Annotated in this window: 23 protein-coding genes; 15 read left to right on the forward strand and 8 right to left on the reverse strand. The window is 64.8% G+C overall.

Annotated features, from left to right (window positions below; genetic code table 11):
* Positions 1 to 34 precede the first annotated feature (34 nt).
* The 9 genes from G391_RS13540 to G391_RS0101840 all read left to right on the forward strand — a co-directional run bounded on the left by G391_RS13540 (position 35) and on the right by G391_RS0101840 (position 7,897).
* Positions 35 to 1,282: an MFS transporter gene (locus G391_RS13540; RefSeq protein ID WP_051257051.1), complete on the forward strand. Its 1,248-nt coding sequence runs from the start codon at positions 35 to 37 to the stop codon at positions 1,280 to 1,282.
* Positions 1,283 to 1,401: 119 nt separating this feature from the next.
* Complete coding sequence (gene rpmI, locus G391_RS0101805) at positions 1,402 to 1,605, forward strand: 50S ribosomal protein L35 (protein ID WP_029085993.1); 204 nt, start codon at positions 1,402 to 1,404, stop codon at positions 1,603 to 1,605.
* Between the two features lie 43 nt (positions 1,606 to 1,648).
* A complete protein-coding gene (rplT, locus tag G391_RS0101810; RefSeq protein WP_029085994.1) occupies positions 1,649 to 2,002 on the forward strand; it encodes a 50S ribosomal protein L20 in 354 nt (117 codons plus the stop codon).
* 101 nt (positions 2,003 to 2,103) lie between these two features.
* Positions 2,104 to 3,054, forward strand: coding sequence for a polysaccharide deacetylase family protein (locus G391_RS0101815; RefSeq protein WP_029085995.1), 951 nt, complete (start codon positions 2,104 to 2,106; stop codon positions 3,052 to 3,054).
* Between the two features lie 77 nt (positions 3,055 to 3,131).
* On the forward strand, positions 3,132 to 3,335 hold the full coding sequence (locus tag G391_RS0101820) for a dodecin family protein (protein WP_029085996.1): 204 nt from the start codon (positions 3,132 to 3,134) through the stop codon (positions 3,333 to 3,335).
* Positions 3,336 to 3,397: 62 nt separating this feature from the next.
* Positions 3,398 to 4,513 carry a phenylalanine--tRNA ligase subunit alpha gene (pheS, locus tag G391_RS0101825; RefSeq protein WP_029085997.1) on the forward strand — a complete coding sequence of 372 codons (1,116 nt, stop codon included), beginning with the start codon at positions 3,398 to 3,400 and terminating at the stop codon, positions 4,511 to 4,513.
* A gap of 8 nt (positions 4,514 to 4,521) precedes the next feature.
* Positions 4,522 to 4,938, forward strand: coding sequence for a hypothetical protein (locus G391_RS15020; protein ID WP_051257052.1), 417 nt, complete (start codon positions 4,522 to 4,524; stop codon positions 4,936 to 4,938).
* Positions 4,935 to 7,346, forward strand: a complete 2,412-nt coding sequence (gene pheT, locus G391_RS0101835) for a phenylalanine--tRNA ligase subunit beta (protein ID WP_029085998.1) — start codon at positions 4,935 to 4,937, stop codon at positions 7,344 to 7,346. Before G391_RS15020 ends, pheT begins: the two co-directional genes overlap by 4 nt.
* Positions 7,347 to 7,348: 2 nt before the next feature.
* Positions 7,349 to 7,897, forward strand: coding sequence for a TIGR00645 family protein (locus G391_RS0101840; protein WP_029085999.1), 549 nt, complete (start codon positions 7,349 to 7,351; stop codon positions 7,895 to 7,897).
* Between the two features lie 3 nt (positions 7,898 to 7,900).
* On the opposite strand, the gene rfbA is transcribed toward G391_RS0101840, so the two are convergent.
* On the reverse strand, positions 7,901 to 8,770 hold the full coding sequence (gene rfbA, locus G391_RS0101845; protein WP_029086000.1) for a glucose-1-phosphate thymidylyltransferase RfbA: 870 nt from the start codon (positions 8,768 to 8,770) through the stop codon (positions 7,901 to 7,903).
* Positions 8,771 to 8,907: 137 nt separating this feature from the next.
* Between rfbA and G391_RS0101850 the strand changes: the two genes are divergently transcribed.
* The gene (locus G391_RS0101850) at positions 8,908 to 9,537 is read left to right on the forward strand and encodes a DUF1134 domain-containing protein (RefSeq protein WP_029086001.1); all 630 of its coding nucleotides are present in this window, start codon (positions 8,908 to 8,910) and stop codon (positions 9,535 to 9,537) included.
* Between the two features lie 2 nt (positions 9,538 to 9,539).
* On the opposite strand, the gene G391_RS0101855 is transcribed toward G391_RS0101850, so the two are convergent.
* The 3 genes from G391_RS0101855 to G391_RS0101865 are packed head-to-tail and all read right to left on the reverse strand — an operon-like array spanning position 9,540 to position 12,486.
* Positions 9,540 to 10,556 carry an HlyD family secretion protein gene (locus G391_RS0101855; protein ID WP_029086002.1) on the reverse strand — a complete coding sequence of 339 codons (1,017 nt, stop codon included), beginning with the start codon at positions 10,554 to 10,556 and terminating at the stop codon, positions 9,540 to 9,542.
* Positions 10,557 to 10,573: 17 nt separating this feature from the next.
* Positions 10,574 to 11,323, reverse strand: a complete 750-nt coding sequence (locus G391_RS0101860) for an ABC transporter ATP-binding protein (RefSeq protein ID WP_029086003.1) — start codon at positions 11,321 to 11,323, stop codon at positions 10,574 to 10,576.
* Positions 11,320 to 12,486: an ABC transporter permease gene (locus tag G391_RS0101865; RefSeq protein WP_029086004.1), complete on the reverse strand. Its 1,167-nt coding sequence runs from the start codon at positions 12,484 to 12,486 to the stop codon at positions 11,320 to 11,322. Before G391_RS0101865 ends, G391_RS0101860 begins: the two co-directional genes overlap by 4 nt.
* A gap of 108 nt (positions 12,487 to 12,594) precedes the next feature.
* Between G391_RS0101865 and G391_RS0101870 the strand changes: the two genes are divergently transcribed.
* On the forward strand, positions 12,595 to 13,380 hold the full coding sequence (locus tag G391_RS0101870; protein WP_245572016.1) for a DUF1295 domain-containing protein: 786 nt from the start codon (positions 12,595 to 12,597) through the stop codon (positions 13,378 to 13,380).
* Between the two features lie 22 nt (positions 13,381 to 13,402).
* On the opposite strand, the gene G391_RS0101875 is transcribed toward G391_RS0101870, so the two are convergent.
* Positions 13,403 to 14,551, reverse strand: coding sequence for an iron-containing alcohol dehydrogenase (locus G391_RS0101875; RefSeq protein WP_029086006.1), 1,149 nt, complete (start codon positions 14,549 to 14,551; stop codon positions 13,403 to 13,405).
* Positions 14,552 to 14,646: 95 nt separating this feature from the next.
* Between G391_RS0101875 and G391_RS13550 the strand changes: the two genes are divergently transcribed.
* Positions 14,647 to 16,395, forward strand: coding sequence for a type I secretion system permease/ATPase (locus G391_RS13550; RefSeq protein WP_084169092.1), 1,749 nt, complete (start codon positions 14,647 to 14,649; stop codon positions 16,393 to 16,395).
* 1 nt (position 16,396) lies between these two features.
* A complete protein-coding gene (locus tag G391_RS0101885) occupies positions 16,397 to 17,833 on the forward strand; it encodes an HlyD family type I secretion periplasmic adaptor subunit (RefSeq protein WP_245572017.1) in 1,437 nt (478 codons plus the stop codon).
* On the opposite strand, the gene G391_RS0101890 is transcribed toward G391_RS0101885, so the two are convergent.
* The 3 genes from G391_RS0101890 to G391_RS0101900 are packed head-to-tail and all read right to left on the reverse strand — an operon-like array spanning position 17,830 to position 20,518.
* Positions 17,830 to 18,831: a DUF2891 domain-containing protein gene (locus tag G391_RS0101890; protein ID WP_029086008.1), complete on the reverse strand. Its 1,002-nt coding sequence runs from the start codon at positions 18,829 to 18,831 to the stop codon at positions 17,830 to 17,832. The two genes, G391_RS0101885 and G391_RS0101890, sit on opposite strands and share 4 nt — an antisense overlap.
* A gap of 2 nt (positions 18,832 to 18,833) precedes the next feature.
* Positions 18,834 to 19,799 carry a DUF979 domain-containing protein gene (locus G391_RS0101895; protein ID WP_029086009.1) on the reverse strand — a complete coding sequence of 322 codons (966 nt, stop codon included), beginning with the start codon at positions 19,797 to 19,799 and terminating at the stop codon, positions 18,834 to 18,836.
* Entirely contained in the window at positions 19,796 to 20,518 is a 723-nt protein-coding gene (locus G391_RS0101900; RefSeq protein WP_029086010.1) for a DUF969 domain-containing protein, read from the reverse strand. The genes G391_RS0101895 and G391_RS0101900 overlap by 4 nt, the downstream gene beginning before the upstream one ends.
* Positions 20,519 to 20,681: 163 nt before the next feature.
* Here G391_RS0101900 and G391_RS0101905 point away from each other — a divergent pair, with 163 nt between their 5' ends.
* Together G391_RS0101905 and G391_RS0101910 are read left to right on the forward strand one after the other, a co-directional pair.
* On the forward strand, positions 20,682 to 21,560 hold the full coding sequence (locus G391_RS0101905) for a 3-hydroxybutyryl-CoA dehydrogenase (RefSeq protein WP_029086011.1): 879 nt from the start codon (positions 20,682 to 20,684) through the stop codon (positions 21,558 to 21,560).
* On the forward strand, positions 21,557 to 22,213 hold the full coding sequence (locus tag G391_RS0101910) for a hypothetical protein (protein WP_051257053.1): 657 nt from the start codon (positions 21,557 to 21,559) through the stop codon (positions 22,211 to 22,213). Before G391_RS0101905 ends, G391_RS0101910 begins: the two co-directional genes overlap by 4 nt.
* The last annotated feature ends 13 nt before the right edge of the window (positions 22,214 to 22,226 follow it).

Genomic DNA, 22,226 nt, shown 5'->3' on the forward strand with positions numbered 1-22,226 from the left:
CGCCCCTGGTCGCCATCCGGTCTAAGGAGCCGCCATGACGCCCCCCCAATCTCCCGCACCCTCCAGTTTCGCCGCCCTCGCGGTGCTTTTCAGTGTGGTGTTCATCAACCTGGTTGGGTTCGGCCTGATCGTGCCGCTGCTGCCGTTCTTCGGAACCAGTCTCGGTGCCGAGCCGTGGCAGATCACCCTGCTCTTCGCCGCCTATTCGCTGGGTCAGTTCTTCGCCGAGCCCTTCTGGGGACGTCTGTCCGACCGGATCGGTCGCAAGCCGGTGCTGCTGATGACCCTTCTGGCCAATGCCCTCGGCTATCTCATGCTGGCCTTTGTGCCGGACATCTGGACCGCCATCGCCGTGCGCCTGTTCACCGGCCTGGGGGCCGGAAACATCTCTACGGTTCAGGGGTATGTCGCCGACGTCACGCCCCCCGAGAAGCGCGCAGGCCGGATGGGCATGATCGGGGCGGCCTTTGGGCTGGGATTCATCGTCGGACCGGGCCTAGGCGGCCTGCTCGTCGACGAGGCGGCCGGCCATCAGGGCTTCGTCGTCCCCATCTATCTGGCAGCAGCGATGGCGGCGCTCGCAGCGGTGGGCGTGGTCGTCTTTCTCAAGGAGAGCCGCGCCAAGGCCGATCCCGCAACGCCGCGTGAACCGTTCCTGGCCGGACTTCAGGTGGCCGTGCGAAACCCGGTCGTCAGCCGTGTCCTGCTTGTCACCCTGATCTTCATGGCGGGGTTTGCCGGCATGGAATCCACATTCGCCCTGTGGGCGGAAGATGCCTGGAGTTGGCACGCGCGTGAGGTCGGGCTCAACTTCATGGCCGTCGGCGTCGTCTCGGTCATCAGCCAGGCCTTTCTGACCGGTCGCCTCGCGCGCAGGTTCGGGGAGGCCAATGTGCTGGCGTTTGGGGCCTGTCTGTTCGGGGTTTCACTGGTGGCCCAAGTCGTGGCAGCCCGTCTGATGACGGGTCACGACTGGATCGTGCCCGTCATCACAGCCTTCACGGCGTTCGGCATGTCTCTGACCATGCCCAATGTCTCGGCCCTGATCTCGCGATCGGTCGATCCTGACCGCCAAGGCCAGATGCTGGGGCTGAACATGGCGTCCGGATCCATCGCCCGCATTCTCGGCCCGATCGTGGCCGGCGCCATCTATTCGGGCCTGGGGCCAAGTTGGCCGTTCCTGATCGGGGCCTTGTTCGCCATTCCCGCCGCGATCATGGCGCTGAATGCCGGACGGGCCTTCTTGCGAGCCCATGCCTCGGTGCCAGCGGACCAAACCTAGACTCCGCTTGCCTTTCCCGATGCTTTGGCGTATCAGCGCCGGCTTCCGAGCCGCCGGGCCCTAGACATGCCTGGGCGGCTCTTGTCTCACAAAGAGGACGGGCGAAAGCCCGCGATGAAATGTCTGGGTATAAACTGAAGACCAAGTCGGGCGCCAAAAAGCGCTTCAAACTGACCGCCTCGGGCAAGGTAAAGGCCGGCGTCGCCGGCAAGCGTCACCGCCTGATCAGCCACAATTCCAAGTACATCCGCCAGAACCGCGGCACGGAAGTCATGGCTGACGCCGATACCAAGAAGATCAAGTCCTATATGCCGTACGCGTGAGCGCGGCATCGGATCTGACATCAGTTTGAAGGAATAGAGAACAATGGCTCGCGTCACCCGGGGCGTTACGTCCCACGCCCGTCACAAGAAAGTTCTGGAGCAGGCCAAAGGCTTCTACGGCCGCCGCAAGAACACCATCCGCGCCGCCAAGGCCGCTGTTGACCGCGCCGGTCAGTACGCCTACCGCGACCGCCGCAACAAGAAGCGCAACTTCCGCGCCCTGTGGATCCAGCGCATCAACGCCGCCGCCCGCGAACATGGCATGACCTATTCGCAGTTCATCCACGGCCTGAACAAGGCCGGCATCGAGATGGACCGCAAGGTTCTGGCCGCCGCCGCTGCCGACAGCGCCGCCTTCAAGGCCATCGCCGACAAGGTCAACGCCGCGCTCAAGTAAGCGCCAAGCGACCTGCGACAACAGACCGCCCGCTCCGGCTACCGGATCGGGCGGTTTTCGTTTGCGGCCTGCGCTAGCATCGCCTCGACCGAGGGGGAACCATGCGCCTGATCAGTCTCATCGCTGCAGCCGCCGCAATGCTCGCCGGCCCGGCGCTCAGCCAGACGCGCAGCGTCGCCGTCACCTTTGACGACCTGCCGTTCCAGACCACGCCCGAAGGTCTTTGCGATGCGGACAATGTCCGTCGGCTCACGACCGATTTCCTGACCATGCTGGCCCCGCTCGACACCCATGCGACTGCTTTCGTCAATGAGGGGCGGATGTGCGACGAAACCCGCGAGCAGGCTTTGCGGGGCATCCTGACGCTCTGGCTTGAGGCCGGCGTCGACCTCGGCAACCACACCTTCAGCCACATCAACATCCACCGGTCGACGCCAGAAGCCTATCTGGCGGACGTGGATAGGGGCGACGACGTCACCCGACCGCTGCTGGCGGCGCATGGGCGCGATCTGATCTGGTTTCGTCATCCGTTCCTGTTCACCGGCGAAACCCCTGAGAAGCGCGCCGCTCTGGAGGCCGGGATCGCCGCGCGTGGCTATCGCGTCGCGCCGGTTACCATCGACAACGAAGACTGGCGGTTCGGCCAGGCTTATCGCCGCGCGGAATCCGAAGGAGATGAGGCCATGCAGGCGCGGATCGGCGAGGCCTATGTCGCACACATGGCCGCTGTCCTGGACGTGGTCGAGCCCTACTCAGCCCTTCTGGCGGGCGGGGCCGAGCCGCCACAGGTGCTGCTGCTGCATGCCAACAGCCTCAATCAGGCCTGGTACCCGGCGATCCATGCGCTGTTCATGGCGCGCGGCTATCGCTTTGTTCCGCTCGAAGAGGCCGTGTCTCATTCCGTCTACAGCCGCGCCGACGGATGGACCCGGGCCAACGGCGTCTCCTGGCTGCACCGCTGGGCCCTGGCCGATGGGGTGCCCTTTCAGCCGGAACCCGATACGCCTCAATGGGTCGTCGATTACGCCGAGAACCGACAGACCTCAGGATAATCGATCCTCTGGTTGAAAAGGGCGCAACCCCAAGGCTACGCTTGCGTTGTCTTTCCACCCCCAACCGGAGAACCGCCATGAGCGTCGCCAAGGTCACTGAAGTCACCGCATCTTCAACCGTCAGCTTCGAGGACGCGATCAAGCAGGGCATCGCCCGAGCCGACAAAACGCTGAACAATGTCGCCGGGGCCTGGATTCAGGAACAGAAGGTCGTCGTTTCGGGCGGAAAGATCAGCGAGTATCGGGTCAATATGAAGATCTCCTTCGTTCTGGAAGACTGAACCCGCCATTCTCGACCTGGGTGGGTGACGAATGCGCTCTGGCCCGCTAGAGGGTCCGGGCTATGACGGATCTCGCCCAGCTCGAACTTGACCTCACCAATGCCATGCACGCTGCGGACACGACCGCTGCGCTCGAAGAGGTGCGCGTGGCCGCGCTGGGCAAGTCCGGCTCGGTCACCACCTTGCTCAAGGGCATGGGAGCCCTGTCACCGGATGAACGCCGCATCCAGGGCCCCCTGATCAACGGCCTGCGTGATCGTCTGACCGTGGCCTTGGCCGATCGCAAGGCTGCATTGGAGGCCGCCGAGCTGGACGCGCGCCTGGCTGCCGAAACCGTCGACCTGAGCCTGCCCGCCCCGCCGCGTCGCAAGGGGTCGGTGCATCCGACCATGCAGGCGATGGACGAGATCGTCTCGATCTTCGCCGAGATGGGCTTCGCCGTCGCCGAAGGCCCGGACATCGAGGACGACTTCCACAACTTCACCGCCCTGAACTTCCCGCCCGACCACCCGGCGCGCGAAATGCACGACACCTTCTTCCTCAAGCCTGATCCTGAGACGGGTGAGCGAAAGGTCCTGCGGACCCACACCTCGCCGGTCCAGATCCGCACCATGCATCGGACCAACGACAAACCCGGCGCACCGTGGATTGCGTCGGGTCAGGAACCGCCGATCCGCGTTATTGCACCGGGTCGGACCTTCCGTAAGGATTCGGATGCCACCCACACGCCGATGTTCCATCAGGTCGAAGGCCTGGTGATCGACCGTGACATCCACATGGGCCATCTGAAATGGACCCTGGAAACCTTCGTCGCCCGCTTCTTTGAGCTGGACGGGGTCGAAGCCCGGTTCCGCCCCCACCATTTCCCGTTCACCGAACCGTCCGCCGAGATGGACATCCGCTGTGACCGCTCCGGCGGCGAACTGAAGCTCAATGTGGGCGACAGCTGGATGGAGATCTTGGGCTGCGGCATGGTGCACCCCAATGTCCTGAGTGCCGCCGGCCTGGACCCCAACGAATGGCAGGGCTTTGCCTTCGGCATGGGTGTGGACCGGCTGGCGATGTTGAAATACGGCATCCCCGACCTTCGCCCGATGTTCGACGCCGATGTGCGTTGGCTCGCTCATTTTGGATTCTCGGCCGTCCAGGCGCCCAGCGCCGCCGCCGGCCTAAGCTGAGACACACCATGACCCCGACCGAGCGTTTCACGCCCCCCATCTGTCAGGACTATAACGTCGCTCATTTCGACGGCGTGGCCCTGTCCCTGTTCGAAGTGTTCAGGGCCAATCTGATGGCGACGCGCCAGCCGATCATCGAAAACAAGACCTTCACCGGCTGCGTTATTGAAGGGCCCGCCATTCTTCTGGCCCTGGCGGGCGTCAACTTTGACGGCTGCAATCTTGGTGTTCGCGGCGATGATCCGCGCAGCCTGCTTGTCATGCCCATGGCCAAGAACCGAGTGACCGGTGCCATCGGGGTTCGGAACTGCTTGTTCAAGGACTGTACGTTTTTCGCCGTCGGCTACACCGGACCTGACGCCTTCATTGACCAGATGATTCAAGTTCTGGACGCCTCCGCCAAGACCCGAGACGCCGGCGAATGAAGTTCACCCTATCCTGGCTGAAGCGGCACCTGAGGACCGATCGAAGTATCGGCCAGATTGCCGACGCCATGACCATGGCCGGACTGGAGGTCGAGGAGGTCATCGATCCGACCGAGCGGCTCAAGCCCTTCTCCGTGGCCCGCATCGTTTCGGCAGCGCGCCACCCCGACGCCGACCGTCTTCAGGTCTGCCAGGTCGAGACAGTCGACGGCATGAAGGAGATTGTCTGCGGTGCCCCCAATGCCCGCGCAGGACTGGTGACCATCTATGCGCCGATCGGGGCCTATGTGCCTGGGCTGGGCGTGACGCTGGTCGAGAAGCCCGTGCGCGGCGTAGTTTCCAACGGCATGCTGTGTTCAGCCGCCGAACTTGAGCTGGACGGGGCGTCAGACGGCATCCTGGATCTGGACAGCGACCTCAAGGTCGGCACGCCCGCCGCAGACGTCTTCGGCCTTGAACCGGTCATCGATTTTGAGGTCACCCCAAACCGGCCCGACTGGCTGGGTGTCGCCGGCATCGCGCGTGATCTCGACGCCGCTGGGCAGGGCTTGCTGATCTCGCATCAGACCCCGTCCATTGCGGGCGGCTACGCCAGCCCGATCCGCGTCGAGCTTCAGGCTCCCGAACTTTGCCCGGTCTTTGCCGGTCGGCTGATCCGTGGTCTTCGCAACGGTCCCTCGCCCGACTGGCTCCAGGATCGTCTGAGGTCCATCGGGCTTCGGCCGATCAACGCCTTGGTCGATGTGACAAATCTCATCTGTTACGATCAGGCGCGCCCCCTGCATGTCTATGACAAGGCCAAGCTGGTCGGAGATCAGATCGTCGTTCGCGGTGGCCAGGTCGCCACCGATACGGGTGAGCCGGAACGCCTGATCGCTCTGGATGGCAAAACCTATGCGCCCGGCCCTCGTATGTGCGTGATCGCCGACGCCGGCGGCGAACGCCCCATCGGCCTGGGTGGCGTCATGGGTGGCGAATCTACCGGATGCGACGAAACCACCACCGACGTCTTCATTGAGAGCGCCTGGTTCGACCCCATCGCAACAGCCCAGACCGGACGTCAGCTCGGGATCACCTCGGATGCCCAGTACCGGTTTGCCCGCGGGGTCGACACCCATTCCGCCGTCGCCGGCCTTGAACAGGCGACCGCTCTGATTTTGGAGCTATGTGGCGGTGAGGCGTCTGAGATCACCGTCGTCGGCACCCCCCCGGCACCGCCGGCCGCGTTCGACTTCGATCCGGCGCTGGTCGAACGCCTCACAGGCCTGAGACTACCAACCGTCCGCATTCACACCATTCTGAGCGCCCTGGGCTTTGAAGTGGCGTACGACAATGGACCCTGGCGGGTCACGCCTCCGACCTGGCGGCGCGACGTCCACGGGCCGGCTGATCTGGTCGAGGAGGTCGCCCGGATCAACGGCTTCAACTGGTTGCCGTCCACGCCTCTGCCGGATCTGGGTGCCCCCACCGCCGGGGTTCTCAGTCCGCGTCAATCCCGCATCCGGGCCGCACGCCGCATCCTGGCCGGGCTCGGCTGGGCCGAGGCCGTCACCTGGTCGTTCACGCGGCAGGACATCGCCGAAGCCTTCGGCGGGGGCTCAGAGGCCCTCGTTCTGGACAATCCGATCGCTTCGGATCTGGACTGTATGCGTCCGTCGGTCCTCCCCAACCTGATCCAGGCAGCCGCCCGCAATGCAGATCGGGGCTTTGCCGACCTCGCCCTGTTCGAGATCGGCCCGATCTACCGGGGTGACCAGCCGGGCGACCAGCGGACCGTCATCGCCGGCCTGGTCGCGCCGCACGCCCCGCGCCGCTGGGATGGCGACACGGGCGATGATCTGTTCGGCCTCAAGTCCGACCTTTTCGTCCTGCTTGAGACTCTGGGCGTTTCGACCAGCGCGCTCCAGCTCGTGCAGGGGCACACCTCGACCTGGTGGCATCCCGGGCAGTCGGCCCGGCTGCAACTCGGCCCCAAGACCGTGATCGCCGAGTTTGGCGCGATCCACCCCGGCGCGCTCAAGACCCTGGATGCCGACGGCCCGATGCTGGGCTTCGAGATCGACGTCGAAGCCCTACCCCAATCCAAGGCCCGGGCCACCAAGGCGCGTTCCCGGCTCGACCTTTCCACCCTGATGCCGCTGTCGCGTGACTTCGCCTTTGTGGTCAATGCCGGACTGGCAGCGGGTGATTTGACACGCGCGGTCGCGGGGTCTGACAAACAACTGATCTCAGATGTTCGGGTGTTCGACGTCTATACCGGCACAGGCGTGCCCGACGGCCAGAAATCCCTGGCGGTCGAGGTGACCATCCAGCCGCGCAACGCCACCCTGACCGAGGCAGAGATTGACGCCCTGTCAGATCGTATCGTCGCTGCCGCCGCCAAGCTCGGTGCCAGCCTGAGGGGATAGATATGTCGAGCAAGCCGCCGTTGGAAACCGCCTTCGAACGCGCTCTGTTCCGCTCGCGCTGGCTGATGGCTCCCTTCTATCTGGGTCTTGTCATCGCGCTGGCGCTGTTGCTGGTCATCTTCGTCAAGGAGCTGATCTACTACGTCCCCCAGATCCTGGCGTTTGACGGGGCCTCGATGTCCGCCAATGACGGCATCCTTGCGGTGCTGACGCTGGTGGATCTGTCGCTGGCCGGAAATCTGCTGCTGATCGTGATGTTCTCGGGCTATGAGAATTTCGTTTCCAAGCTCGATATCGATGAGAGTGAGACGGACCGCCCGCCGTGGATGGGGACGGTCGATTTTTCTGGCCTGAAGATGAAGTTGATCGCCTCGATTGTGGCGATCTCCGGCATCCAGCTGCTCAAGACGTTCATGAACATTGGGCGGGCCGGCTACGAGTTGAATCCTGACGAGGCCTTCTGGGGCGTGGTGATCCACCTGACCTTCGTTGTGTCGGGTGTGCTTCTGGCCCTGATGGATTGGCTCAGCGCCAAGACGGACAAGCACTGAGCCCTAACCGCCCTTGAGCAGCCGCAGCAGATATTCGCCGTAAGCACCAGGGCCGAGGTCGTGGGCTCTATGGCTAAGGTCCTCGTCTGACAACCAGCCGTTCCGCCAGCCGATCTCTTCCAGGCAGGCGATCTTGAGGCCCTGATTGTGCTCGATGGTCTGTACAAAATGGCTGGCCTCTAGCAGGCTGTCGTGGGTTCCGGCATCCAGCCATGCGAATCCACGCCCGAAGGTGACAACATCCAGCTTGCCGGCTTCCAGATAGGCCCGGTTGACGTCGGTGATTTCGACCTCGCCCCGCCCGGATGGCTTGATTTCGCGCGCAATCCGGCAGGCGTCACCATCGTAGAAATACAGGCCCGTGACCGCCAGGTTTGACTTGGGCTGGGCCGGCTTTTCTTCGATCGAAACCGGCCGCCCGTCGCGATCCAGCTCGACAATCCCGAAACGGCGGGGCTCTCGCACCTCATAGCCGAAGACGGTCGCGCCATCCGTCTTTTCGGCCGCCCGGCGCAGCAGGCCGGTGAAACCGCCGCCATAGAAGAGGTTATCCCCCAGCACCAGGCACACCTGCTGTCCGGCAATGAACCCTTCCCCGATCGTCAGGGCCTGCGCGATGCCCTTGGGTTCTGGCTGGCCGGCATAGGAGAAATTCACGCCAAAGCGGGTGCCGTCGCCGAGCAGCGCCTGAAACGCGGCCTGATCATCGGGCCGGGTCACCACCAGGATGTCGCGCACACCCGCCAGCATCAGGGCCGACAGCGGATAATAGATCAACGGCTTGTCATAGACCGGCAGGAGTTGTTTCGAGACGGCAAGTGTCACGGGGCGGAGCCTCGTACCGTTGCCCCCCGCCAGGATAACGCCCTTGATGTCGCTCACGCCGCCCTCTCAAACCCGGTGCGGCATCTTAGCCTGAATGGAGCCGAAGCCCCAAACCCGCCCCAAACAGGCGAGACGTTGTGGCAAAGTCATTCCAGATGTGATTCGCAAGACCACGGGAGCTCCACATGCATCGCCGTAACCTCATCCTTTCGGGGCTTGCCGCCGCCACCGCCACCGGATGCGCCTCAGGCCCGGCCACCCAGCAACCCAGCCCCGGCTATCCGACCCAACCAGGGATGGGACCCGGCCCCAATGATGCGCCGCAACCGACCTACACCCAGGAAGAACTGGTCGCGGCGGGTTCCAACTTCCTCGGCGTCGCCGCCGAAGCCCTCGGCGGGGCGATCGAGCGCGTCTTCCTCGACCAGGGGGATGCACCGACCGGCTACATTGCCGGTGAGGAAGGTGCCGGTGCGCTCGCGATCGGCGCGCGTTACGGCCAGGGCCTCCTGTACATGAAGGACCGGCCGGCCCCCCAGGAAGTGTTCTGGCAGGGTCTTTCGATCGGCTGGGATTTCGGCGGCAACGTCGCGCGGGTCTTTACCCTGGTCTACAATCTGTACCATCCCGACATGCTGTATCGGCGCTACCCCGGCGTCGAAGGCTCCGCCTATCTCATCGGCGGGATGGGCGTGAACTACCAGCAGGCGGATGGCATCGTCCTGGCCCCCATCCGCGCCGGCGTCGGCCTTCGTATCGGAGCCAACGTCGGGACGATGAGCTATTCGCGCCAGCGCAACGTGCTGCCGGTCTAGGTTCAGTTGGCGCGCTGCGGCCGCTGCATGGCCTGATCGGGACCGACGCCGGGTGAGGATTCGCGGGCCGCGCCGGCGGTTTCCCCTGGACGCATGAACTTGACCAGCACGCGCTGGCCGATCAGCAAGGTCGCATCATCCGCTGAGACAACCACTTCAACGACGCGCTCATCGGTCTGCTGACCGGGTGTATCCGAGGCCAGCTGGCGTGCACCGAACATGGTGGCCCGACGCATGACACGCCCGACAAACACGCGCGTCGGATCGTTCTCCGGCGTGATCTCAACCTGTTGGCCAATGCTGACATTGGGCAGGTCACTCTCAACGATCTCGGCCCGCACGATGCGCTGGGTGTCCGGCTCCAGGTCGAACATGGTCGAGACGTTCAGCGTTGAAGCCCCCGCCCCCGGCTGGGCGTAGCGGCGCGCGATCCGTCCCGACATGGGGGCCCGGATGATGGTCAATTCAAGATTGTACTCCGCCTCGCGTTGGCGCGCCTGGGTGGTGGAAACCACCGCTTCCTGGTTGGTCATGGCAGCTTCGGCCGAGGCCACGGTGTCACGCGCCTGGTCCAAACGCTGCGCCGCCACGAAATTCGACGGGGCCAGCCCTTCCAGGCGCGCCAACTCGCGGCGGGCGGCATTCAGATTGACCCGCAGGCTTCCCAGTTGGGATTGCGTCTGCACCACCTCAGCCCGAGCGCGATCCACCGCCAGGCGCGCTTCGTCGTCTTCCTGACGTGCCAGGATCTGGCCGGAGACGACGCGGTCGCCCTCCTGGACATAGACCTCGCGAACCACCCCGCCCCGGCGGGCTGCAATCTGGATAATCCCGCCCTCGACGTCGGCCCGGCCATTGGCGATGGCGGCATAGGGGCTCTCGACCTCCTGGGCCGCCGCCGCCGCGACCTCAGCCTGACGGGCCTTGTTGGCCTGCGTGAACATGAAGCCGCCGATGAGGATCAGCGCGACGACAACGATGGTGATCCAGAACCAGGGGCGCTTGAGAAAGCCGAACATCGAACAAGTCCTGAGGGTCAGTGCGCCAGCGGCGCCGGGTTGGGGTCGGGGACGCGCTTTTCGTCCGAAAGGATGTAGCCGTCTTCCATCTTGATCACGCGGTCGGCCCAGGCTTCGAGCCGGGGGTCGTGGGTCACGCAAATGACCGCCGCGCCATGCTCGACAGCGGCCCGGCGCAGAAGCCGGATCACCACCTGGCCGTTTTCGCCGTCCAGCGCCGAGGTCGGTTCGTCCGCGAAGATGAGCTGAGGTGACTTGGCCAGGCAGCGCGCGATCGCCACCCGCTGTTTCTCACCGCCGGACAGTTCGGCCGGTCGCTGGTTCATCCGATGCCCCAGGCCCACTTCCTCCAGGGCCACGCGCGCACGCCGGTCCTGCTCGGCCGGGCTCAGTCCCTGATATTTGAGGACGATCTTGACCTGCTGTAGCGCCGTCAACGCCGGAAACAGGTTGAAGCCCTGAAAGATGAAGCCGCAATGATCCAGGCGGAAACGGTCGATCCGGCCCGAAGATTTCTTCCACAGATCGTCGACATCCAGAATGTCGACGCGCCCTTCATCCGGCTTGAGCAGACCCGACAAGGCAGCGATCAGCGTCGACTTGCCCGAGCCGGACGGCCCCATCACCATGGTCAGGTCGCCATGGGTGGCGTCGAAGTTCATGCCTTTCAGCACCTCGATATAGGTGCGCCCGGTCTTGAACCGTTTGACCAGCCCGGTGGCCTCGATAGCCGGGGTGCCGTGTTTGCCGCTGGCGCTTGTGCTCATCGCAGGAGGTCCGCCGGCTGGCTCTGTTGCAGCATCCCGAGTGACAGGAAGCCCGACAACAGGGCGATGATCAGCAACAAGGCCGAGACGGCCAGACACATCGGGAGGGGGAAGGCCATCGGCAGGCCGAACATCCCGGCCAGGAGACTGATCAACCAGGTCAGGAGGAACGAGGCCCCGATCCCGACAATGCCGACCCAGAAGCTGAGCTCGACGATAATGCGCCGTAGCGAGCCCATGCCGACGCCCAGAGCCCGCAGCGAGGCGAATTCCTTGATATTGGCCAGGATGGCCCCCCTCAGGGTCTGCCAGGTGATGGCGATGCCGATCAGCCCGCCCAGAAACACCGAGAAACCGAGCATCACCACGATGATGCCCTCCTCAAACATGCTGGCCTCGTTGGCCGCCGAAAGCTCAGCGCGGGTCCAGGCCCGGTACTGGCCGTTCGCACCGGCATTCAGTTGGGCCACGACGACCTCGGCACGGGCCGGGTCACGCAGGCGAACCATCAGTGGCCCGACACGCGACCCGTTATAGGCCTCGCCATAGCGTCGCAGGGTATCGCGCGACATCACCATGCCGGGCTGCATGAAGTTGGCATAGCCGCGCGTCACGCCGACCACCCGCACCCGGTGACCATTGTAGATCGCCTCATCGCCCAACTGGACACCCAGGCGGGTCAGCGCCGTCTCGTCCAGCACCACGGCATCGGGTTGACGCAGAGCCTCAACCAGCGCCTCCGAATAGTCGACAGGAATAGTCGGGTTTCCCGGCTGGGTCACAATCGAGGTGACCATGACCGATTCCGACCGCTGGCCTTGTGGCGGCGTCGCGCCGGGTGCCCGCAAGGCGGCCTGGTCCATCGATTCAAACCGACCACCCGAGAGGTCGATATAGTCGACCACCTCGACCTCGGGGTGCTGGTAGATGATCGGAATCAGGCGGCGCGGCACACCGGAGGGGCCGCCGAACAGCTGGGTCGCACCGGGTGCCAGGATCATCACATCGGCACCGGACCGGTCGATGGTGGCCGTAAACGACTTGCCCATGCCCATGAACATGCCGGCGAACGCCAGCACGAGCAGGCCGGAAAAGGCCAGCGCGACGACCGCCGCCATATAGCGACGCCATTCATAGATCAGCGTTGAAAGCGCGAGCGACATGGACTCGGAACAGGCTCCCTTGAACCCCGCTCTTGCCGTGTCCGACCGGAACATTCCAAGTTAAATCGATGTTAGACGAGACGATTATCCACGAGGACCAGGGTGACAGTGATCGAACTTCTAGGTCTGAACGCCGCTGTGGTCGCGGGGCTGATGCTCGGCCTATGGCTGGTGGCGCTGCGCCTGAGGGATGTCAGCTTCGTGGACGCCTTCTGGGCGTTCAATATGGGCGCTGTGGCCACCGTCGACTACGTCGTCGCCGGCGGCGACCCGGTCCGCAAGGCCTTGCTGACGGGCCTGTGCGTCGCCTGGGCCCTGCGGCTCGGCTGTCATCTGTTCGTGCGCTGGCAACGGCAGGGCGTCGACAAGCGGTATGAGAGCCTTCTCGGTCGGTTGGCCGCGCGCGGAATGCCCTGGCCGGTGGCCGCCCTGATCTTTGTCTTCTTGTTACAGGGCATTCTGCTGCTGCTCGTGTCTCTGCCGGTTCAGATTGGGCAGACCCATCCCGACCTTCCGGTCGGCTGGCTCGGCTGGGGTGGCGCGGCGCTGGCGACGTTCGGACTGGTCTTCGAAGGGGTCGCCGATCATCAACTCAGTCGCTTTCGTGCCGATCCTGCCAGCGCCGGACAGGTCATGGACCGGGGCCTGTGGCGCTACTCACGCCACCCCAACTATTTTGGTGATGCCTGCGTCTGGTGGGGCCTTGGCCTGATCGCCTGTGAGGTGCCTTGGGGTTGGGTATCGTTGGCCGGGCCCGCCTTCCTGACCTTCACTCTCCTACGCTGGTCCGGTGCCCCTTTGTTGGAGCGCGGCCTGACAAGCTCTCGCCCGGGCTATGCCGACTATGTGCGGCGCACGAGCGCCTTCATTCCCTGGCCACCCAAGGCCGGCTAGGACTCGCGCGGCCGATCAGGCTCTAGAGGACCGCGGCATAGATGGCGCGCGCATCAGCCCGGGTCATGTCGCGCGGGTTGTTCACCAACAGGCGGGTGATCTTCATAGCATCGTCCGACAATCGATCGAGATCCTCTGGTCGTACACCCACGTCGCCCAGCCTTTGTTCCATCGGCAAGCCGGACACCAGCCGCCGGATCGCCGTGACGAAACCGTCGCCGTTGTGGCATCGCTCGGTCAGGTCGTCCGGCAGGCTCACCGCCAAATCCGCATAGGACTGGCTCGCCTCCGCCAGATTGAAGTCCGCCACTTCGGCGAACACCAGGGCATTCGACAGGCCATGAGGTACATGGAACAGCCCTCCCAGCGGATAGGCCAGGGCGTGAACCGCGGCGACCGGGGCATTGGCAAAGGCCATGCCCGCCAGCAGCGAGCCTTCAAGCATGGCCCGCCGGGCGACTAGGTCCGACCCCTCTTCGACGACGCGGCGAATATTGGCCGACAATAGCCCCAGCGCCCGCACCGCCAGGGCATCCGAGATCGCATTCTTTTTAAGCCGAGAGGTGTAGGCTTCGACCGCGTGGACCATGGCGTCCACACCCGTCATTGCCGTCGCGCGGGGCGGCAGGCCCAGGGTGAGAGTCGCATCCAGAATGGCCAGGTCTGGGTAGAGCCAGTCTGAAACCACGCCCGTCTTCTGGCCGTCCGGTGTGGTGATGATCGAGATCGGCGTGGCCTCAGACCCCGTGCCGGCCGTCGTTGGAATCTGCACCAGCGGCAGCCGGGGGCCGCGGCTCTGATCCACGCCGTACACCTCGGCCAGCGTTTCGCCCGATGCTCCCAACAACGCGACCAGCTTGGCCGTGTCCATGGCACTACCGCCGCCGAATCCGATAACCACGTCGACGCCGGCGCGACCGGCGACATCGACACCCGCCTGCACCGAGGCTTCCGGCGGATCAGGTTCAACCCCATCGAAGACCGTTGCCGCCACGCCCTGTCCGGCCAGGCCCGCCACCGCCGCATCAATCAGGCCGCAACCGGCCAGGAAAGGATCCGTAACGACCAGGGCATGCCTCAGGCCGCGCGTCGCCAGGCGCTCACCGAGACGTTCGCAAGCGCCGTCTTCGACGATGATCTGTGGCGGGGCGCGAAACTGAAATGAACCCATCTGGTTGGCCTCTGCGCCGTTAACGCTTGAAGAGTCGCGGATTTGCCCGCGAACCTCTATAATGGAGGCCCAAGTATAAAGGTGAAGACCGCTCCGTGCTTCAAGCGCTGTTCCCGAAAAAGCCCGGAACGGAACCCCTGGCGGAGGCCATCAGGGCCTGCCGCGCGCACCTGCTGTTCGCCTTCGGCTTCTCGGCCCTGGTCAATGTCCTGTACCTGGCCCCGACCCTCTACATGATGCAGGTCTATGACCGGGTGGTCCCGACCGGCGGCATTATGACGCTGTTGTTCGTCACGGTTGTCGTGGTCTTTGCCCTGGGGACCCTGGCGGCTCTGGATCACATCCGGTCGCGCATTCTGGTCCGGGCAGGATTGCGGCTGGATCGTTTGTTAGCCGGCACCGTGTTGAACCGGGTCATCGGTTCGCGAGAATCCGGCACCAAGGTCGCCCAGGCCATGCGCGACTTCGACACCTTCCGCCAGGGTCTGAGCGGCCAGGGAGCCCTGGCCCTTTGCGATCTGCCCTGGACGCCGGTGTATCTGCTGGTGTGTTTCATGCTGCATTGGACGTTGGGCATGCTCACCCTCGTGGGCGGCATCCTGTTGTTTATCCTGGCGGTCTTGAACGAGCGGTCTTCCAAGCCCCGGATCGAGGCGGCCACCCAGGCCTCGGCCAAGGCCTATATGGCTCAGGAAACCATCGCCGGTCAGTCCGAGGTCGTGCGGGCGTTGGGCATGCGCCAGGCCATGATCACCCGCCAGCTGAAGGAACGCGACGCGGCCGTGACCGCCCAGTCCGAGGCCCAGTTTATCGGCGGGCGCTACACCGGGGCGATCAAATTCCTGCGCTTGGTGCTTCAGTCGCTCGCCCTGGGAGCCGGGGCCTGGCTGGCCGTTGAAGGCCAGATTTCTGCCGGCGCCATCATCGCCGCCTCGGTGTTGCTCAGCCGCGCCGTGCAGCCCATCGAGCAGGTTGTCGGGGCCTGGAACGGTATCGTTCAGGCCCGGGCCGCCTGGGCCAATCTGACTGAGCTGTTTGCTTCAACGGCCGATCAGGATCGGCCCCGGACCCTATTGCCCAAGCCCGCCGGACTGTTGACGCTAGATGGCGTCGGCGTGCGGGCTCCGGCGCGCGAACAGCCCCTACTGCGGCATGTGAGCTTTACCCTTCAACCGGGAGAATCGCTGGGCATCATCGGGCCGTCCGGGGCCGGAAAGACGACGCTGGCGCGGTTGATCGCCGGGGCGACCGAACCGGACGCCGGCAAGGTGCGACTGGACCAGGCCGACTATGCCACCTGGAATCCGGAACGGCTGGCCCTGCATATCGGGTATCTGCCGCAGGATTCGATCCTGTTTGCCGGAACTATCAAGGAAAATATCTCGCGTTTCGAGAGCATGCTCGACGCCGCCAGCGAGGACGTCGATGCCCGGGCCATCCAGGCGGCCAAAGCCGCCGGATGCCACGAGATGATCCTCAAGCTACCGCAGGGCTATGACACACCTCTGGGGCCGGGAGGGCGGGGACTGTCCGCCGGCCAGTCCCAACGCGTCGCTCTGGCACGCGCCCTCTATCGCGATCCCTGTCTGGTCGTTCTCGACGAGCCGAACTCCCATCTCGATGCCGAGGGGGAGGTGGCTCTGGCCAGCGCGATCAAGGCCCTGAAGACGCGCGGCGCAACGGTCATTCTGATCGCCCACCGAACGGGCGTTCTTCAGACGGTCGACAAGCTGCTGGTGCTGCGCGACGGCAGTATCGAGGGGCTCGGTCCGCGCGACGAGATCGCGGCCCGCCTCCAGGCCGGTCGCCAACCGGCCCCCCGCGTCGTCTCGAGTGTGAACTGAGATGAGCGCCGAACCCGCCAAACGCGTCGAAGAGACGCCCCCTGCAACGGTGAGGGAACCCGCCACGACCGGTGCTGCCGAACCGATGGCCGGCACCCCGTCTGCCGAAGGCCCGCCCCCGAGCACCCGACCGGCTGATTCCATGCGCCGCGAACTGCGCATCGGCGGGATCATCGCCGCCGCCTTCTTTGTGATCTTCCTCGGTTGGGCCGCGTTCGCACCGCTGGATGCCGGGGCCTATGCGCCGGGCAAGATCGTGGTGTCGGGCAATCGCCAGGCGGTTCAGCACCGCGACGGCGGCGTTGTCTCGGCCCTGCACGTCCACGAGGGCCAGGAGGTGCGTCAGGGCCAGGTCCTGGTCGAAATATCGGCCGGCGAGCTGCGCGCGGCCGAGCGCGGATTGACCGGACAGGTGCTGGCGCTGCTGGCGCAACGGTCCCGGCTCGTGGCCGAGCGCGACGGCCTGCGATCTGTGCCGACCCCGCCGGAGTTCCAGGCCCTGTCAGGCGATGACGTGGCCTTGGCCAATGAGGCCCTGGCCTTGCAACGCCAGCAGTTTTCCGCGCGTGGAGGATCACGCGGCAACGAGATCGGCGTGCTGTCGCAGCGGGTCGAACAGCTCAACCAACAGATCATCGGCCTGGACCGGCAGATCGCCTCCAATCGCGAACAAAGCCGTCTGATCGGCGAAGAGCTCGCCGGCATGCAGAGCCTGGCCGACCGCGGCTTCGCACCGTTGAATCGCGTCCGCGCGCTCGAACGCCAGGCTGCGGCTCTGGACGGTGAAGAAGGAGCCTTGCGAGCCCAGGTCGCGCGCGCCCAGGAAGCCATCGGCGAGACGCGGCTCCAGATGCTGGGCGTTGGATCCCAGACCGATGAGGAGGTGGCTGACCTTTTGCGCCAGGTCCAGGTCCAGCTCGACGAACTCAACCCGCGCCTGACCGCCGCGCGCGAGCAGCTGGCGCGCGCCCAGGTACGAGCCCCTGCGTCCGGGCGTGTGGTCGGCCTGTCGGTCTTTACCATCGGCGGCGTCGTCCAGCCCGGTCAGATGCTTATGGAGGTCGTGCCCGAAGAGGCGGCTTTGATCGTCTCCGCCGAAGTTTCGCCCACCGATGCCGATGACCTGCGTATGGGCCAGGACACTGAGGTCCGTTTCTCGGCCTTCCGTGAACGTGACCTGCCGATCCTGCATGGAACAGTGACCGACATTTCCGCTGACAGCTTCACCGACGAACGGACAGGCCGCAGCTTCTTCCGTGTCACCGTGGAGGTCCCGCCATCAGAGCTAGCCAAGATCGAAGCCGTCCGCGGCGAAGATACCGGCCTGATCCCTGGTCTGCCGGTTGAGGTGGTCGTGCCGCTCAGGAAACGCACCGCCCTGCAGTATTTCTTCGAGCCCCTGACCCAGAGTGTGTGGCGCTCGTTCCGCGAACACTAGGCACGCATCGCCAGCAGGGCGAAACTGGCCAGCCAGTGCTCGCCCATATAGTCGCCCGTCACATGCGGCAGGCTTGCCGCCAGGTGCCGATCCGCCGACGCCAGCGCCAGAGCTCGCACGCTGTGGTCGTCCGGCAGGGCACCGGCGATCCCACGCCAGCACCAGGCCCGCGACAGGTTCAGTCCGTCCAGGTGTGCGATCTTGCCGTCCGTCCGGTCCGTCGGCGTGACCGGTTCAAACAGGACGCCCGGCTCACCCGTAGCGGCACGTGGCAGAAAACCATCAAACCAGGCCGGAAAGTCCTCACCCAGTACCCGCCGCATCAGTTCGGCCTCCATGAGGGCCGGTGACAGAAAGGCATCCTGATCCGGCTCCCAGGCCTGACAGTCGCGATCGTCGCCGTGCCACTGGAGAGCCTTGTCTTGGATCAGACGTTCCAGGCCCCGATCCTCAACACTCTCGGCGTAGTCGAGAGCTAACCGCAGGGCGAAGGCGGTCGAGAAGTGCGTTCCTGTCCGCACCGGATAGGCCGAAATCGGCAGAAAGCCCATGAACCGGTCGGCGAAGGCCTGGCTCAGGGGCTCCAGTTCGCGGGCCCAGCGGCGACCTTCGGGTGTCGCGTGCCGGTTCAGCTCTGCCTGCAGCATCAAGAGCCACGCCCAGCCGTAGGGTCGCTCGAAACCTCGCGACAGCGGTCGGTGCAGATAGGCGCGTTCGGCCTCGACATGGGCCGGGCTAAAGGTCACCTCGGCGGCGGACAAGACACGCTCCGCCTCGGGCATCTGCGGGAAAAGCCTCACCAGCGTCGCCAGGGTCCACCAGCCGTGGACACAACTGTGCCAGTCAAAGCTGCCATAGAAGATCGGGTGGGCCTGGCGTGGGCTCAGGACATCCTCCGATCCGCCCATGACGTGATCCATCTTGTTGGGCCACTCACGCGCCACATGGCCCAGAGCCGTCGAGGCGAAGCTGGAGGCGAGGGCGAGATCGAGCGTCATCGTCAAAACCGGAAGGCGAGGAAGAACATCAAGAGGATATTGACCGCCAACATGACCAGGGCGGTCGGAATCTGAGCCCGGATGACACCGTTGAGCGGCGAATCGCGATCCGGGAGTTCCAAGAGATTGGCCGGTACCACATTGAAGTTGGCCGCCATGGGCGTCATCAGGGTTCCGCAGAACCCGGCCAACATCCCGATCGCGCACACGATGGCGACATTGCCGTCAAACTGATGGATCAGCACCGGCAGACCGATGGCTGCCGTCATCACCGGAAAGGCGGCAAAGGCGTTGCCCATGATGACGGTGAAGGCCGCCATGCCCACGCAATAGGCGATGACCGCCATCAGGGGGGTGGTCAAAGGCACCGTCGAAGAGATCAGTTCACCGACCACCCCGCCGACATCCGCCATCAGGAAGACCGCGCCCAAGGACGCCAGCATCTGCGGCAAGAGCACCGCCCAACCGATGGAATCGACCAACCGGCGGCCTTCCTGGAACGGGGCGGTTGGCGGCGGCTTCAACCAGGCCCAGGCGACCGCCAGCGCAATGACGCAGCCCAGGCCCAGGGCGATCAGCGTGGTCTGCGCGTCCGAAATCAGCCAGGCCCCAAAGGCGGTGTACTTGGCCGCCAGCGTCCCGCCGACAGCCACCAGAGGTACGATCAAAGCCGGGATAAACAGCCAATTGCCATGCTGGACAGCGCGGGCCTCACGCTCCACCGGCGTGGTCGTCGTCGGCTTGCCGACGCCTAGCTTTCGCACACCCGCCAGAACCACCAGACCCAGGACCAGCAGGCCGTTGCCCAGATCTCCGATCCAGGTGCCAACCAGCATCGAGGCGGCGATCAGGCCCCAGAACAGGGCGCTACGAATGCGTGTCGGATGCTCTCGGTCCAGCAATGTCAGGACCGAGAAGGCCAGGAACATCAGTCCGACGACCAGATAGGCATGATCCAGAGTGATCATTTCGAGCCCTCCGTCTCTTCAGCCGCAGAGGATGATCGTTCCAGGGTCCGGTCGAACATCAGAAGCCGGGCTCCATGGACCATCAGGGCAACGATCGCGGTCGGAATGGCCCAGACCGACAGCTGCAAGGGCTCCACGACAATGCCGGCCTGCTGAAGGAAGCCGACCATCAGCACGATCGAGCCGATGGCGATGAAGATATCCTCCCCGAAGAACAGCCCGATGTTGTCGGTGGCCGCGGCCATGCCCCGGATACGGTACCGGGTCCTGTCGGAGATGGGGCCGTCGGCCTCAGCCGCGCCTTCGGCCATCGGGGCCAGCAGAGGGCGTACCATCTGGGGGTGGCCACCCAGCGAGGTCAGCCCCAGGGCCGAGGTGGCCTGCCGCAGCACCAGATAGACCAGCATCAGCCGCCCGGCCGTTGCAGCCTTGGCCTTGGAGATGACGATCCGGGCGCGCTCCTGCAGCCCTTCCCGCTCCAGCAAGCCGATCAGAGGCAGGATCAGCCAGGTGATGTGGAAGTAACGACTGTCGTTAAAGGCCTTGCCGAAGGCTTCCAGGGTCGCCACCGCCGCCGCCCAGAGTTCGGCCACACCCACCCCTGGAGCCCAGGCCGCCGTCAGCCCGGTGACCAGGGCTGAAATAACGATCACCAGCAGAGGGTTGAGCCGCAGCACGAAGCCCAGCACCAGAACCCCGACCCCCAACAGAACCCACATGCGCCACGCCTTTCCCGATTGGTTCGCGCACCCTAGGGCGTCCACGGCGTTTGGAAAGACCTCTCGGTGGCGTCAATCCCCCCTCTTCGCTTGCCAGCGCCGCCCGGCTTCGCCAGATTGCGTCGCCTTGAAGACAGACGCCTCAAAGGGCGCGAAAGAGAGTATGGGCGACATCAATTCCGTAGGCGTCATCGGTGCCGGTCAGATGGGTTCGGGCATCGCCCATGTCTGTGCGCTGGGCGGGCGTGAGGTCAAACTGCACGACCAGAACGCCGAGCGGCTAAAGGCCGCGCTTGCCGACATCGAAAAGAACATGGCCCGGCAAGTCGCCAAGGGCCTGATCACCGAGGCTGATGCCAAGGCGGCTCTGTCGCGCATTGCCGCAACGGTCAATCTGGCTGAGATCGGCCAGGCCGATCTGGTCATCGAGGCAGCGACGGAGAATGAAGAGGTCAAGAAGGCCATCTTTCAGGCCTTAACGCCCAGCCTCAAGGCCACAACCCTGCTAGCGTCCAACACGTCGTCAATTTCGATCACCCGCCTGGCGGCATCGACCGACCGACCCGAACGTTTCATCGGCCTGCATTTTATGAATCCGGCTCCAGTGATGAAGCTGGTCGAGATCATCCGTGGCATCGCCACGGCCCCGGCCACCTATGAAACCGTCAAGGTCTTTGCCGAAAGCCTGGGCAAGGTCACGACGGACGCCGAGGACTATCCGGCCTTCATCGTCAACCGCATTCTGGTGCCGATGATCAATGAGGCGATCTACGCCCTCTATGAAGGGGTCGGCGATGTCCGCTCCATCGACAACTCGCTCAAGTTGGGGGCCAATCATCCGATGGGCCCGCTCGAGCTGGGGGATTTCATGGGGCTGGATGTCGTGCTGGCCATCATGAATGTCCTGCATGACGGTATGAGTGACACCAAATACCGGCCCTGTCCGCTGCTGGTTAAATACGTTGAGGCCGGCTGGCTCGGTCGCAAGACCGGTCGCGGCTTCTATGACTACTCAGGCCCGACGCCGGAGCCCACACGATGAGGCCGCCTGACCTGGCCGAGACCGGTCGCAAACTGACCGAGACGCGCGCCATGAAGCCGCTGCGCGAATTGGCCGAAAGCGACAAACGCCTGCCGGGCACGGCTCTGATTCATTGGCGCGAAAGCCCCGTCGTCTGGGCACCGGTCGCCTGGCTGGCCAGCCTGGCCTGGCCACCGATCATCATCACCCTGCTGGCCTGGCCACCCCAGGCCTTCTCGCTCGGCCTGGACATGGATTGGCGCCTGCTCGGCCTGATCTGGGTCGCCGTGGGGACCGCTATTGGCCTGTGGCTGCTGCGGCGCGAATGGCGGCGCTCGCGCACCCCGACGACGCGCCTGGGCGTTATCTGGCGTTTCACCCTGTTTGGGGCGGTGCTGGCCGTCGGAGCCCAGCTTTTGCTGGTGTTTATCTTACTGATCGGCGGATGGCTGCGCGTCACCGGCCCGGCTCAGGGCCTGGGCGTGGCTGAGACCACCTTCTTCATCTATGGTGTCGGCCTGTTGCCGATCACGGCTCTGGTCGGAGCGGCCTTCGCCAGCTGGGCGGGCCTGATGGTCAGTCTGATCGCCTTCACGCGCGTTCCTGAGCCGATGCGGACCCCCTATCACATCCTGAAGGGGCAGCAGCAGGACAGCGTTGGGGACGCTAGCTAGCAACCGGTTCTGG

This window comes from Brevundimonas aveniformis DSM 17977 (assembly GCF_000428765.1).
Classification (GTDB): Bacteria; Pseudomonadota; Alphaproteobacteria; order Caulobacterales; family Caulobacteraceae; genus Brevundimonas; species Brevundimonas aveniformis.